General features: G+C 58.3%; 12 protein-coding genes. 2 read left to right on the top strand and 10 right to left on the bottom strand.

Annotation, left to right across the window (positions count from 1 at the left end; translation table 11 throughout):
* Positions 1 to 114: 114 nt before the first annotated feature.
* The 4 genes from fbaA to tkt form a co-directional block, all read right to left on the bottom strand.
* Complete coding sequence (fbaA, locus tag EXW94_RS11490; RefSeq protein ID WP_010435379.1) at positions 115 to 1,194, bottom strand: class II fructose-bisphosphate aldolase; 1,080 nt, start codon at positions 1,192 to 1,194, stop codon at positions 115 to 117.
* A gap of 92 nt (positions 1,195 to 1,286) precedes the next feature.
* Positions 1,287 to 2,450 carry a phosphoglycerate kinase gene (gene pgk / locus EXW94_RS11485; protein ID WP_010435381.1) on the bottom strand — a complete coding sequence of 388 codons (1,164 nt, stop codon included), beginning with the start codon at positions 2,448 to 2,450 and terminating at the stop codon, positions 1,287 to 1,289.
* A 49-nt stretch (positions 2,451 to 2,499) separates the two neighbouring features.
* The gene (gene epd / locus EXW94_RS11480; RefSeq protein ID WP_108416286.1) at positions 2,500 to 3,519 is read right to left on the bottom strand and encodes an erythrose-4-phosphate dehydrogenase; all 1,020 of its coding nucleotides are present in this window, start codon (positions 3,517 to 3,519) and stop codon (positions 2,500 to 2,502) included.
* A 325-nt stretch (positions 3,520 to 3,844) separates the two neighbouring features.
* Entirely contained in the window at positions 3,845 to 5,836 is a 1,992-nt protein-coding gene (gene tkt / locus EXW94_RS11475; RefSeq protein WP_010435385.1) for a transketolase, read from the bottom strand.
* 272 nt (positions 5,837 to 6,108) lie between these two features.
* On the opposite strand from tkt, the gene EXW94_RS11470 reads away from it, so the two are divergent.
* Both EXW94_RS11470 and EXW94_RS11465 read left to right on the top strand, forming a co-directional pair.
* The gene (locus EXW94_RS11470; protein ID WP_174340150.1) at positions 6,109 to 6,867 is read left to right on the top strand and encodes a M48 family metallopeptidase; all 759 of its coding nucleotides are present in this window, start codon (positions 6,109 to 6,111) and stop codon (positions 6,865 to 6,867) included.
* Between the two features lie 210 nt (positions 6,868 to 7,077).
* On the top strand, positions 7,078 to 8,346 hold the full coding sequence (locus EXW94_RS11465) for an OprD family outer membrane porin (protein ID WP_174340149.1): 1,269 nt from the start codon (positions 7,078 to 7,080) through the stop codon (positions 8,344 to 8,346).
* 102 nt (positions 8,347 to 8,448) lie between these two features.
* Here the strand turns inward: EXW94_RS11465 and EXW94_RS11460 are convergent, their stop codons facing one another.
* Genes EXW94_RS11460 through EXW94_RS11435 form a run of 6 tightly spaced genes read right to left on the bottom strand, consistent with a single transcriptional unit; the run spans position 8,449 to position 14,450 of the window.
* Complete coding sequence (locus EXW94_RS11460) at positions 8,449 to 10,089, bottom strand: thiamine pyrophosphate-binding protein (RefSeq protein ID WP_174340148.1); 1,641 nt, start codon at positions 10,087 to 10,089, stop codon at positions 8,449 to 8,451.
* Between the two features lie 13 nt (positions 10,090 to 10,102).
* A complete protein-coding gene (locus tag EXW94_RS11455; RefSeq protein WP_174340147.1) occupies positions 10,103 to 11,572 on the bottom strand; it encodes an aldehyde dehydrogenase in 1,470 nt (489 codons plus the stop codon).
* Between the two features lie 9 nt (positions 11,573 to 11,581).
* Positions 11,582 to 12,352, bottom strand: coding sequence for an aspartate dehydrogenase (locus EXW94_RS11450; protein ID WP_174340146.1), 771 nt, complete (start codon positions 12,350 to 12,352; stop codon positions 11,582 to 11,584).
* A gap of 9 nt (positions 12,353 to 12,361) precedes the next feature.
* Positions 12,362 to 13,156, bottom strand: coding sequence for an SDR family oxidoreductase (locus EXW94_RS11445; RefSeq protein WP_174340145.1), 795 nt, complete (start codon positions 13,154 to 13,156; stop codon positions 12,362 to 12,364).
* A complete protein-coding gene (locus EXW94_RS11440; RefSeq protein ID WP_174340144.1) occupies positions 13,140 to 13,910 on the bottom strand; it encodes an alpha/beta fold hydrolase in 771 nt (256 codons plus the stop codon). The genes EXW94_RS11445 and EXW94_RS11440 overlap by 17 nt, the downstream gene beginning before the upstream one ends.
* A 9-nt stretch (positions 13,911 to 13,919) precedes the next feature.
* A complete protein-coding gene (locus EXW94_RS11435) occupies positions 13,920 to 14,450 on the bottom strand; it encodes a cupin domain-containing protein (RefSeq protein WP_010435408.1) in 531 nt (176 codons plus the stop codon).
* Positions 14,451 to 14,457: the final 7 nt, after the last annotated feature.

The following is a 14,457-nucleotide window of genomic DNA, read 5'->3' as shown; positions in this document are numbered from 1 at the left end:
ACAAAAAGCGCAAATATTGCCAAACAGATCACAAAAGCAGATGTTGCAGCATATTGAAAACGCGAAAAAAAAGGCCCGCATTTGCGGGCCTTCTGATGCTGTTAGCAGCTCAAATTACAGAACGTCGATCGCGTTCAGTTCTTTGAATGCCTGCTCCAGACGGGTCACCATGGACGTCTGTGCAGCGCGCAGCCATACGCGTGGATCGTAGTATTTCTTGTTCGGCTGGTCTTCGCCTTTCGGGTTGCCCAGCTGACCCTGCAGGTAAGCTTCGTTGGTTTTGTAGTACTGCAGGATACCGTCCCATGTTGCCCACTGGGTGTCGGTATCGATGTTCATTTTCACTACGCCGTAGCTTACGGAGTCTTTGATTTCCTGAGCAGAAGAACCGGAACCGCCGTGGAAGACGAAGTTCAGGCTGTTGTGCGGCAGGTTGTGTTTCTTGGAAACGTATTCCTGAGAATCACGCAGGATGGTTGGGGTCAGAACCACGTTACCTGGTTTGTAAACGCCGTGTACGTTACCGAAGGACGCTGCAATGGTGAAGCGTGGGCTGATTTTGCTCAGCTCGGTGTATGCGTAATCAACGTCTTCTGGCTGGGTGTACAGTGCAGAAGCGTCCATGTGGCTGTTGTCCACGCCGTCTTCTTCGCCACCGGTGCAACCCAGTTCGATTTCCAGGGTCATGTCCATTTTGGACATACGCGCCAGGTATTTGGAGCAGATTTCGATGTTTTCGTGCAGTGACTCTTCAGACAGGTCGATCATGTGAGAAGAGAACAGTGGCTTACCGGTTGCCGCGAAGTGTTTTTCACCCGCGTCCAGCAGACCGTCGATCCACGGCAGCAGTTTCTTCGCGCAGTGGTCAGTGTGCAGGATTACTGGAACACCGTAGTGTTCAGCCATCTGGTGTACGTGGTGCGCACCAGAGATAGCACCCAGGATTGCAGCACCCTGAGGAACATCAGTTTTCACGCCTTTACCTGCGATGAACGCTGCGCCACCGTTAGAGAACTGAACGATAACTGGAGCTTTAACTTTGGCTGCAGTTTCCAGTACGGCGTTGATGGAGTCGGTACCCACGCAGTTAACTGCTGGCAGAGCGAAGTTGTTTTCTTTAGCTACCTGGAACACTTTCTGTACGTCATCACCAGTGATAACGCCAGGTTTTACGAAATCAAAAATTTTAGACATGTTGCTTAGTCCTGTATCTTCGGCCGTTAGAAAAGGTGCGTGCTCTTATAAGCGCGCTGAAAATTGGGCAGGTTTCCCTGCCCTTGAATGGCTTACTTCTTAGCGCGCTCTTCGAGCATTGCTACTGCTGGCAGTACTTTGCCTTCCACGAATTCGAGGAATGCGCCGCCACCAGTGGAGATGTAGGAGATCTTGTCAGCGATACCGAACAGGTCGATTGCTGCCAGGGTGTCACCACCGCCTGCGATAGAGAACGCTTCGCTGTCTGCGATTGCGTTAGCAACGATCTCAGTACCTTTGCGGAAGTTCGGGAATTCGAACACGCCAACAGGACCGTTCCACAGGATAGTTTTTGCGTTTTTCAGGATTTCAGCCAGTTTCTGTGCAGAAACGTCGCCCAGGTCCAGAATCTGCTCTTCATCTTTGATGTCGTTAACAGATTTCAGGGTCGCGGTCGCGGTTTCGGAGAACTCGGTCGCTACGCGAACGTCAGTTGGAACCGGGATGTCACAGGTGGTCAGCAGGCGTTTGGCTTCGTCAACCAGGTCTGCTTCGTACAGGGATTTACCCACGTTGTGGCCCTGAGCGGCAACGAAAGTGTTCGCGATACCACCGCCAACGATCAGCTGGTCAGCGATTTTAGACAGGGAATCCAGAACGGTCAGTTTGGTAGAAACTTTAGAACCACCAACGATAGCCACCATTGGACGAGCTGGTTCTTTCAGTGCTTTACCCAGCGCTTCCAGTTCGTCAGCCAGCAGAGGACCGGCACAGGCTACGTCCGCGAATTTACCGATACCGTGGGTTGACGCCTGCGCGCGGTGAGCCGTACCGAAGGCATCCATTACAAACACGTCGCACAGTGCAGCGTATTTTTTAGACAGTGCTTCGTCGTCTTTCTTTTCGCCTTTGTTGAAGCGAACGTTTTCCAGAACAACCAGTTCACCGGCAGCCACTTCAACGCCGTCCAGGTAATCTTTCACCAGGCGAACCGGGCTGGACAGTTTGTCTTTCAGGTAATTAACAACCGGCAGCAGAGAGAACTCTTCGTTGTACTCGCCTTCAGTTGGACGACCCAGGTGGGAAGTGACCATCACTTTAGCGCCCTGCTTCAGAGCCAGTTCGATGGTTGGCAGAGATGCACGGATACGCGCGTCGCTGGTCACTTTGCCATCTTTAACCGGTACGTTCAGATCGGCACGGATGAAAACGCGTTTACCAGCCAGATCCAGATCGGTCATCTTAATTACAGACATGGTGAATCCTCTCGTTGATTCTTAAAGTTTTGCAGACGCACGATGCGTCTTACCTGAAACCTTGAGCGGCCATTGCTAACGTGGTGTCGAGCATTCGGTTAGCAAAGCCCCATTCGTTATCACACCAGACCAGCGTCTTGATAAGGTGTGCCCCACTGACGCGCGTTTGTGTGCCATCGACGATAGCGCTGTGCGGGTCGTGGTTAAAATCTACTGAGACCAACGGTAATTCCGTATAGTCAACTATACCATGAAATGCACCCTGTGCCGCTTTTTGCAGCAACAGGTTGACTTCACAGGCTTTTACCGGTTTTTTCACCGTCACGCTGAGGTCGATTGCGGTCACGTTAATCGTCGGAACGCGCACGGCAATCGCTTCGAAACGGTCGTTAAACTGCGGGAAAATTCGGGTGATCCCTGCCGCCAGTTTCGTATCCACCGGGATGATTGACTGGCTCGCTGCGCGAGTGCGTCGTAAATCCGGATGGTAGGCGTCGATAACCTGCTGATCGTGCATGGCGGAGTGAATCGTGGTCACGGTGCCGGATTCAATGCCATACGCATCGTCTAACAGTTTGATGACCGGAATAATGCAGTTGGTGGTACAGGAGGCGTTGGAAACAATGCGGTGTTCAGCCTGCAGCTCATGCTGGTTAACGCCAAACACGACGGTCGCGTCGAGGTCGTTACTGCCGGGGTGAGAAAACAGGACTTTTTTTGCGCCTGCGGCCAGATGTGCTTCGCCATGTTCGCGGCTGCCGTAAACGCCGGTACAGTCAAGCACGATATCCACACCCAGTTCACGCCACGGTAGCCCGTCGATGCTGCTCTCATGCAGTACGCGGATGGCATCGTCGCCGACAAACAGCTGATCTCTTTCCTGGCGAACATCCCAGGCAAAGCGTCCGTGGCTGGTGTCATATTTCAACAAATGCGCCATGCCCGCAGCATCCGCCAGTTCGTTGATTGCTACCACGGTTATTTCCGCACGACGCCCGGATTCATATAAAGCACGAACCACGTTGCGCCCGATGCGACCGAAGCCATTAATCGCTACGCGTACGGTCATAGATCTCCTGCAAAGCTATCCCTGGGTTTGAGGTGGCTGAAAGAGTAATCCAGCGACGCCCGAAGGGGAATCCTTGCTGTCACAAACTGCGATTGATTGGTCAATTGTCGAACATTTAATCGACTGAAACGCTTCAGCAAGAATAAGCGAATTGGGGAATAAAAGGAATCTCTGTCCAGATGAATAAGCGGGCTATATGACTTGCATCACATTTTTGATGGAATAGTGCCGACAAAAAAGCCGGGTGACGCGCTAGCGCTTACCCGGCCTACTTTCGTGCCATTTGTAGGCCCGGTAAGCGCAGCGCCACCGGGCAAAACAGCAATTACAGCAGTTCTTTCGCCTTAGCGACAACGTTCTCAACGGTGAAGCCGAACTCTTCGAACAGCAGCTCTGCCGGAGCAGATTCACCGAAAGTGGTCATACCGACGATAGCGCCGTTCAGGCCAACGTATTTGAACCAGTAGTCAGCGATACCCGCTTCCACAGCGACGCGAGCGGAAACCGCTTTAGGCAGCACAGATTCACGGTATGCAGCATCCTGCTTGTCGAACGCATCGGTAGACGGCATGGAAACCACGCGGGCTTTCACGCCTTCTGCAGTCAGTTTTTCCCAGGCTGCAACAGCCAGTTCAACTTCAGAACCGGTGGCGATGAAGATCAGCTCAGGCTGGCCCGCGCAATCTTTCAGCACGTAACCACCGCGAGCGATGTTCGCCAGTTGCTCAGGCGTACGCTCCTGCTGTGCCAGGTTCTGACGGGAGAGGATCAGCGCGGTTGGACCGTCCTGACGCTCAACGCCGTATTTCCACGCCACCGCGGATTCAACCTGGTCACATGGACGCCATGTGCTCATGTTCGGCGTCACGCGCAGGGAAGCCACCTGCTCTACCGGCTGGTGAGTTGGACCATCTTCGCCCAGACCGATGGAGTCGTGGGTGTAGACCATCACCTGACGCTGTTTCATCAGCGCAGCCATACGCACGGCGTTACGTGCATATTCAACGAACATCAGGAAGGTAGAGGTGTACGGCAGGAAACCACCGTGCAGGGAGATACCGTTGGCAATCGCAGTCATACCGAATTCACGTACACCGTAATGGATGTAGTTACCGGCAGTGTCTTCGTTGATCGCTTTAGAACCGGACCAGATAGTCAGGTTAGAAGGCGCCAGGTCAGCGGAGCCGCCCAGGAATTCAGGCAGCAGAGGACCGAACGCTTCAATCGCATTCTGAGACGCTTTACGGCTCGCGATTTTAGACGGGTTCGCCTGCAGCTTAGCAATGAATTCGTTCGCTTTCGCGTCGAAGTCAGACGGCATGTCACCTTTCATACGACGGGTGAATTCAGCCGCTTCCTGTGGGAACGCTTTCGCATAGGCAGCGAACTTCTCGTTCCAGGCCGCTTCTTTCGCCTGGCCCACTTCTTTTGCATCCCACTGAGCGTAGATCTCAGATGGGATTTCGAATGCAGGGTGTTTCCAGCCCAGAGCTTCACGGGTCAGTGCAATTTCCGCGTCACCCAGCGGTGCACCGTGGGAGTCGTGAGTACCCGCTTTGTTCGGCGAACCGAAGCCGATGATGGTTTTGCACATCAGCAGGGACGGTTTGTCCGTCACAGCGCGCGCTTCTTCTACTGCACGTTTAATCGAGTCAGCATCGTGGCCATCAACGCCACGCACAACGTGCCAGCCGTAGGCTTCGAAGCGTGCTGCGGTGTCATCAGTGAACCAGCCTTCAACGTGACCGTCGATGGAGATACCGTTGTCGTCATAGAACGCAACCAGTTTGCCCAGCTTCAGGGTACCTGCCAGGGAGCACACTTCGTGAGAAATGCCTTCCATCATGCAGCCGTCGCCCATGAACGCGTAGGTGAAGTGGTCAACGATGTCGTGACCAGGACGGTTGAACTGCGCCGCCAGCGTCTTCTCAGCAATCGCCATACCGACTGCGTTAGCAATACCCTGACCCAGCGGGCCGGTGGTGGTTTCTACGCCCGCGGTATAACCCACTTCCGGGTGACCTGGCGTTTTGGAGTGCAACTGACGGAAGTTTTTCAGCTCTTCGATTGGCAGATCGTAGCCGGTGAGGTGCAGCAGGCTATAGATCAGCATAGAGCCGTGGCCGTTGGACAGCACGAAGCGGTCGCGGTCAGCCCATGACGGGTTCTGCGGGTTGTGGTTCAGGAAGTCACGCCACAGGACTTCGGCGATATCAGCCATACCCATAGGAGCCCCTGGGTGGCCAGATTTGGCTTTCTGTACTGCATCCATGCTCAGCGCACGAATAGCATTAGCAAGCTCTTTACGTGAGGACATTTTAACTCCAGATCGGACTGTTAAAGGCCATGCCCTTGACGACAGCGCGTTTTGGGCTACGCCGGAAAAAAGTGCCAACAATGTAACCCAAGCCGCAAGTCATGTACATGGAGCATTCTTTTGCTCGTTAAGAAATCTCTGGATCATGCTCGCATGTTGCGCAATCTCCTCGCCCGCCCCTGGTTATATTCCTTATACTTAGCCCGACACCGGCTTCGCTGACGGTGCACTTTTCGGATTTTATTCAGATTAACGAGTACGGAAGCAATCTCATGAAAATGCGTGCAATAGTGCTGACCCTGGGTACGACGCTCCTGCTGAGCGGCTGTCAGAATATGGATTCTAACGGTCTGATGACATCAGGCGCAGAAGCCTTTCAGGCCTATTCCCTGAGCGACGCGCAGGTAAAAGCGCTGAGCGATCAGGCGTGTAAAGATATGGACGGAAAAGCCACGCTTGCCCCGGCTAACAGTACCTACACGCAGCGTCTGAATAAGATTGCATCCGCGCTGGGCGACAACATCAACGGCCAACCGGTGAACTACAAGGTTTACGTGGCGAAAGACGTAAACGCCTTCGCGATGGCGAACGGCTGTATTCGCGTCTATAGCGGGCTGATGGACATGATGACCGACAACGAAGTGGAAGCGGTTATCGGCCACGAAATGGGCCACGTTGCGCTCGGCCACGTGAAGAAAGGGATGCAGGTTGCGTTAGGCACCAACGCCATTCGTGCGGCGGCGGCCTCTGCGGGCGGTATTGTTGGCAGCCTGTCGCAGTCACAGCTTGGCGACGTCGGTGAAAAGCTGGTTAACTCCCAGTTCTCCCAGCGTCAGGAGTCCGAAGCGGATGATTACTCCTACGATCTGTTGCGCAAACGCGGGATTAATCCATCAGGTTTAGCCACCAGCTTCGAAAAACTGGCCAAGCTGGAAGCGGGTCGCCAAAGCTCCATGTTTGACGATCACCCGGCCTCGGAAGAACGTGCACAACATATTCGCGACCGTATGGCCGCAGACGGAATTAAATAATTTTACCGGGAGGCATATTTGCCTCCCTTTTATTTCGCATCAATTGCTAATTTAAAAGCACGTATCGGTAACTCGCCAGAAAGCCCCGCCACATCTGCATTTAGCCCCTGAAACGTCTGGTCACATATTTATTGCAATCGTTAATATTTCCGGTAATTATCAACCACGCAATCATTCAAATTAATATATCCAGACAGAGACGTTCCCTCCGTGAAAAAAGAATTATCATTAGTTGCGTTAAGTTTATTTTCCGCATTACCTGTCGCTGCAAGCCAGCAATCCGACGGCCAGGGTTTTATTGACGACAGCCATCTGGATCTGTTTTTACGTAATGCCTATATCAGCCGCGATTACCATCAGGGCCAGCAGGATAAAGCCGAATGGGGCCAGGGCATCATTGCCACATTTGCATCCGGCTATACCGAAGGGCTGGTGGGCTTCGGCGTGGACGGTATCGCCCAGTATGGCGTGCGTCTGGACGGTGGCCGCGGCAAGAGCGGCGCGGGCGGCATCGACTTCTTCAAGCAGGAAGACGACGGCCGGGCAAAATCCGATCTGGCAAAGTTTGGCGCGACGGCCAAAATGCGCATCTCCAATACCGTGCTGAGCTACGGGAACCAGCGTCCTGAGCTGCCAATCATTACATCCGACAGCTCCCGCCTGCTGTTTGAAAGCTACACCGGCACCCTGCTGACTTCGAAAGAGATCGACGGTCTGGAAGTGAACGCCGGTTACTTCACCGACGAGCAGCGTAAAAGCGATGACCGCCACGACAGCGGGCTGAAGAGCCTGACCTTCGGCGGCGCAAGCTACCAGTTCAACGACCAGTTCAGCGGCGCGCTGTACGCCTCTCATAATGAAGAGGTGATGAATAAGCAGTATCTGGGCATGAACTTCAAACAGCCGTTCAGCACCGGACAGCAGCTGGTGCTTGATTTCAACGGCTACAATTCGCGACTGGATCAGCGCTACGCGGACAGCCTCGACACGGGCCGCAGCAACACCATCTGGAGCCTGGCGGCAAGCTACATCTGGGATATTCATACCTTCAAGGTGGCGTACCAGCAGAGCAGCGGCAGCACCGGCTACAACTACGGCGGCTATCGCGACCAGGGCGGCGTGGGGGACGGCGGCAACACCATCTGGCTGGCGAACTCCTACTGGTCTGATTTCAACGGTGAAGACGAGCGCTCATGGCAGGCCTCTTACGGTCTGGACTTCGGCGGCCTCGGCCTGCCTGGCCTGAGCTGGACCACCGCTTACGTGCGTGGCGACAACATTAAAACGTCTGAAACCAGCAACGGCAAAGAGCACGAGTGGTTTAACCAGATCCAGTACAAGGTACAGGATGGCCCGGCAAAAGACCTGACGCTGCGCCTGCGCTACTCCGTACTGCGCGTCTCCAGCAACGCCAGCGAGTACAACGTGGGCGGGGATGAGATCCGCGCTTACGTGGAATACCCGTTTAACGTGTTCTGATTTCCCCCCTCACCCTAACCCTCTCCCACAGGGAGAGGGAACTCCGTCACCCTCTCCCTGTGGGAGAGGGCTGGGGTGAGGGCTTCAGACCGCACTGCACAGCTAGTAAAGCGTCTTCTGCGGCGGCCCGGCAAACTTCAGGGCGCCAATCTGCCCCATTCGTACTTCCACTACCGACGGCCCCGGCATCGCCAGCGCCTCCGTCATCACCGCATCAAAATCCTCTGCCCGCTCAACGCTCCACGCCTGAAGGCCAATCGCCTGCGCCAGCAGGGTAAAGTCCGGCGTATGCAGTTCGTTATAGTACTGACGTCCGCCGAAATACTTGTCCTGAATACCGCGCATCACGCCGTAACCGCCGTCGTTCATGATCAGCAGCGTCACGTTGGCTTTTTCCTGCGCCAGCGTCGCCAGCTCGCCTAAATTCAGGCTCAGGCCGCCGTCGCCCACCAGCCCCACCACCTTACGCTGCGGGTTGGCGATTGCAGTGCCGATCGCCATCGGCAGCCCCATGCCAATTGCCCCGGCCAGAGAGTGAATGTTCATCAGAGGTCCGTTGGCGCGAAACAGACGGCTGCCCCACAGGCTGCCAGACACGGTGATATCGCGCACCAGCAGGCCATCTTTCGGCAGCGCTTTCTCGATGGCGTCGTTGAGCTTCGCGTAGGCGCCGCACTGCTCGCGCAACCCCTGTTCGGCTTGCTCAACCGCCTGCTGCACCTGCGCATCCCACTGCACGCTGCCCCACTCACGGCCCTGGGCCTTATCGGCCAGCGCGCTAAGCAACGCGGAACAGTCGGCTACCAGCGTGTTGTCCATCAGGTAGTTACGGCTTGCCGCCGCCGGGTCGATATCAATCTGCACGCGCGGATGCGGCAGCTCAAGCGTCCAGGAACGGGTTTCGTTGCTGCGCAGGCGTGAACCGGCGACCAGCGTAAAATCGCACTGCGCGATAAGCCCCTCCACCGACGGCGAGTTGTGGAACGCCCGCAGGCTGGCGCGATGGCCGTCCGGCAGCACGCCGCGCGCGTGGGTGCTGGAAATCACGGTGATGCCCGCATCCGCCAGCTTTTTCACCGCGTCAGCGCTTCCCAGCGCCCCGCCGCCCAGCCACAGCAGCGGCTGTTTTGCCAGCTTAAGCTGCGTCCACAGCGCATCAACCGTCATGGGATCGACGGCTGGAACCGAAGCCGGTTTCACCGGTTTCGTCACCAGCGACAGCGGAATTTTCGCACCCTGAATATCAATCGGGATTTCCACAGAGACCGGTCCGCACGGCGGCGTCTGCGCCTCCTGAATGGCTTTATGCAGAATGGCCATCGCCTGGTTAGCGTTGCTGATGCGGTACGCACGCTTTGAGCTGGCCTTCAGGAAGGTCAGCTGGTCGCGGGTTTCGTGGATAAACCCGGTGTCGGCATCCAGCCAGGCTTTCTCTACCTGCCCGGTTAAATGCAGCAGCGGCGTGCAGGCGTTCATCGCTTCCACCAGCGCACCTACCGCGTTACCCGCCCCCGCGCCGGTGCTGGTCAGCGCCACGCCGAGGCCGGAAAAGCGCCCGTGGGCATCGGCCATGGTGACGGAACCCGCTTCGCCGCGCGCGGGCACGAAGCGGATGTTGCCCCGCTGCCCCACCGCGTCAGCAATCGGCAGGTTGTGAATGGAGATGACGCCGTAAATGGCCTCAACCTGATACTGCTCCAGCGTTCTGGCGATGGCGTCGCCGACGGTTATCATTTCGCTCATTGCTCACCCTTTCTCAGTCGCACCAGTGGTTGACGCTGTTACCCGTCGCCAGATAAATGCTCTTTTGCTGCATCCAGGCTTTTAGCCCCTGAATACCCTTTTCGCGGCCCAGACCGCTCTCTTTAAAGCCCCCGAACGGGGTCGAAATGGCAAAAACCTTGTAGGTGTTGATCCACACGGTTCCCGCTTCCAGTTGTTCGCTTAACCGCAGGGCACGCCCGGTATCGCGCGTCCAGATCCCCGCTGCCAGGCCATAAACCGAGTCGTTCGCTTCGCGAATAAGCGCCGCTTCATCGCGAAACGGCATCGCCACCAGCACCGGACCGAAGATCTCCTCCTGACACGCGCGGGCGCTGTTGCTCAGCCCCTCGATAATCGTGGGCTGGAAAAAGCTGCCGTTTGCAAGATGGGGATCGGCAGGGATCTCCCCGCCGCACAGCACGCGGCCCCCCTCGCGCTTCGCCAGCTCAACGTACGCCTGCACGCTCTGACGATGCTCGTCGCCGATCAGCGGTCCCACGTGGACGCCGTCGGTAAACGGGTGCCCGACGCGCAGCCCGCGAGTTAACTCCAGCAGCCGCGCCATCAGCGGCGCGTAAATGCTCTCGTGAATGAACAGCCGCGATCCGGCAATGCACGCCTGCCCCGCCGAGCTGAAAATGCCGTAGCAGATCCCGCGCGCGGCCTGCTCGAGGTCTGCATCTTCCAGCACGATGGTCGGGGATTTTCCGCCCAGCTCCAGCGAGGCCGGGATCAGCTTTTCCGCCGCCACGTGCGCCAGATGACGGCCCGTGGTGGTGCCGCCGGTAAAGGAAATTTTTCGCACTTTAGGGTGACGCGCCAGCGCATCGCCAATCACCGAACCTTTGCCCGGCAGCACGCTCAGCAGCCCGGCGGGCAGCCCGGCCTGTTCGAAAATCCGCGCCAGCTCCAGCGCCATCAGCGGCGTGGCTTCGGCGGGCTTGAGGATCACCGCGTTACCGGCAGCAATGGCCGGCGCGACCTTCTGCATTTCGCTGGCAATTGGCGAGTTCCACGGCGTAATGGCCGCCACCACGCCGAGCGGCTCGTAGCGGCTCAGCGTCAGCAAATCGGGCTGGCGCGGCGTTGGGAGCTCACCCTCCAGCAACTCGCAGGCGGCGGCAAAGTAGCGCGCCGTTCCCGCCGCGCTCATTACCAGCCCGCGCGCTTCTGCCAGCGGCTTGCCGTTATCGCGGCTCTGCATCTGCGCCAGTTCATCCACGCGAGATTCAATCAGGTCGGCAACCTTATGCAGGATCTTCGCCCGGACGTGCGGCAGGCAGCCGCGCCACGCCGGATCGCGCCAGGCGCGCTCTCCGGCCTCAATCGCCTCCTGCAGATCGTCGAGACTTGCCGCGTTCAGCGTAGCGTTAATTGACCCGTCAGCCGGGAAGTGGCTCTGCATCGGGCTGCCGCTGCCGTGTCGCCACTGGCCGCCGATAAAAATCTTCAGATCGTCCATCGTCACTCCTCAGCTCAGGGCCAGTTCACGGCAGGCGCGCACCGCGCTCAGTGCCGCCAGGGTGGAGGTTTTAGGATTAGAAGCCAGCGGCAGCCCGCTCAGCTCAAGATGGAACTCGCCGAACAATCCTTCCACGTGCAGCGTATGGGTATTGCGTTTCGTTAACGGGTCGACCATCAGCTGCACGCGGGTCTCATCCATCCCCATCCCGCCGAGCGCCACGGTTGCCGCCACGTTAGCGTTGGCCGGAAACAGACGCGCCGCCTCGCGGGCGCTGCCCTCGAAGAAGACCTTTGCTTCAGAAACAGAACTGAGATCGACAAGCTGCTCGGCGTAGCTGCCGCGCCAGCTGGCCGGGCTTTTGCGCGACCGGTAAGTCACGCGCTCAAGTCCGCCCTCTTTCGCCGCCGCCAGCCCGTCGATACCGGCAACCGCACCGGAGAGCAGCGTCAGTTTGCCTCCCGCCGCAAGCAGCCGCTGCTCCAGCGCGCTGTCCGCCAGCGCGCCGGTGGAGATCGCTGCCAGATGCCAGCCGCGTCTTAAAATCGCTTCGCCATACTGCGCCACCGCCTGCTGGCTGGCGCACTCCAGCACCAAATCGGGCGTATGCGCGCACTCCATCGGGGAGGCCAGCGCCACCACATCCTCGCCAAGCTGCGCGCGGATCGCCGCGTGGTGAGACTCGCGCGCCACGATCCAGCCGATAGCGACGCCCTTCGGCAGGCGTTCAATCACCGCCTGCGCCATGGCACCGAACCCAATTAACATTACCTTTTTCATGATGCGTCCTTACAGATGGCGGCAGAAGCCCCCGGAAACGTCCAGCGCTGCGCCGGTGGTAAACGAGGCCAGCGGCGAGGCGAGAAACAGCAGCGCCTGCGCAGGCTCCTGCGGCTTGCCGAGGCGCGCCATCGGAATGCCGCGCTTGCGCGCGATATCCGCCGTCCACTCCAGCCAGCTCTGGCTTTTGTCCGCCCGGTTCTCAAAGCGGCGCTGCCACTGTCCGGACTCCACCATGCCGAGCAGAATGGAATTGACGCGGATGCCTTTGCCCACCAGCTCTTTTGAGAGCGTGAGCGTCATATTCAGCAGCGCGGCGCGGGCGGCGGAAGTGGCGATCATGTGCTCCTCCGGCTGCAGCGCCAGCAGGGAGTTCACGCAGGTGATAGAGGCGATGTCGGACTGCTCCAGCAGCGGCTGAAACGCCTGTACCGGGTTGATCACCCCGAACAGCTTCAGCTCGGCCTCGTGCAGCCACGCCTCGCGCGGGGTGTCGTGGAAGTGCGCCACGTAGCCCTGCCCGGCGTTGTTGATCAGCATATCCGCCCCGCCAAAGCGAGCCTGCACCGCGTCCGCGAAGGCCTGAATCTCGTCGGCGTTCAGCACGTCGCAGCGATAAGAGAAAATCTCCCCGTTGGGGTATTCGTTGTGCAGCGCCGCGTGGGCGCTGGCGAGCCGGTCCGGATCGCGGCCGCAGAAGGCTACCCTTGCCCCCTCGCCCAGCAGCAGGCGCAGCGTTTCAAAGCCAATGCCGGACGAACCGCCGGTAACGACCGCCACGCGGCCATCAATGTGTGCATTCATCGCGCACCTCTTCGTTAATGCGTAAAAGCTGTTGGTTAAAAAACGCGTCGTTGTCGAGATAGCTGGCGTGTCCGGCCTGCGGGATCGCGATAAACGGCATGCCGTAGCGCAGCGCCAGCCCCTGCACCAGCTCCGGCTGGGTGATGGCGTCCTGCTCGCCGCACCAGACTTCAAAATTGCCCGGGTAGCGCTTAAGCCAGCCGTGAATGTCGTTGTGCACCAGCATCCACGCGGCGGCAAGGTAGCCTTCCGGTCGCAGCGTGCGCATGCCCGCCGCCACGGTGGCGATATCTTCCGCGCGCGCGCCAGGGCGCAGCAATTTCGCGGCGCGGGTCTGGGCGAGGATCTCACCGCCCAATGCCATCTGCTGTTCGCGGCTGCGCCAGACCTGCTCGCGCTGCTCCGGCGCGGCATTGCCGTATCCCTGCGCGGCGTCCGCCAGCACCAGATGGATGACGCGATCCGGGAACTTCGCCGCAAAGGCGCTGGCGACCAGTGCGCCGAGCGAATGGCCGACCAGCACCGCCTGCCAGACACCCGCGCGGTCAAGCATCGCCGCCAGCGCGTCGGCATAATCCCCCGCGTTTGCCCGCTCAACCGCCAGCATCGGGCTTTCGCCATAGCCGGGCATGTCCCACGCCAGCACGCGAAAGCCGTTCAGCGCCATCTGCTTATGCCAGGAGGCCGCGCCGGAGCTGATACCGTGCAGCAGCATCAGCGGGATGCCGCTTCCCTGTTCACGAAAACCCGTCATCATGCCCCCTTAGTTCCGCTTCACTTTGGAAAGCGGATGATCGGCGGGGTAGGTCGGGATTTCCGGCTTGTTGGTCCCCAGCATGACGCACATCAGCGCCTCTTCTTCGCCGTGGTTAAACAGCCCGCGATAGATGCCCGGCGGAACGGAGATCAGGTCACGCTCGCGCAGCACGGTTTCGGTGTAGTTGTCGCCGTCCTGGATCATCAGCGTGATCTGCCCTTTAAGCATGAAGAACACCTCTTCCACGTCGTCGTGCAGGTGCAGCGGCCCTTCGCACTTCGACGGCAGCACCATGGTGGAGAAGGTAAAATGGTCCGCCTGCACGGTGTTGGTGTCGTTCGCGACGCCCGTTGCGCCGGTGCCGATATAGCGCATCTGCGCCCGGCGGTACTTCGGGTCAAAATCGGCCTGGAACTTCAGCGCGTTCCAGTCGTACTTGCGGCCTTCGAAGCGCGCAATGCGCGACTCGACCCACTCTTCCATCGTCAGGTGGTCAGGTTTGATGCCTGTTGTGTTGGTTACGGTTGAATCAGTCATGACACTC

The sequence above is a fragment of the Enterobacter sp. JMULE2 genome, from assembly GCF_013337145.1.
GTDB classification, from domain to species: Bacteria; Pseudomonadota; Gammaproteobacteria; order Enterobacterales; family Enterobacteriaceae; genus Enterobacter; species Enterobacter mori.
Note: the sequence above shows the minus strand (reverse complement) of the source record. Positions and strands in the feature narration are given on the sequence as shown.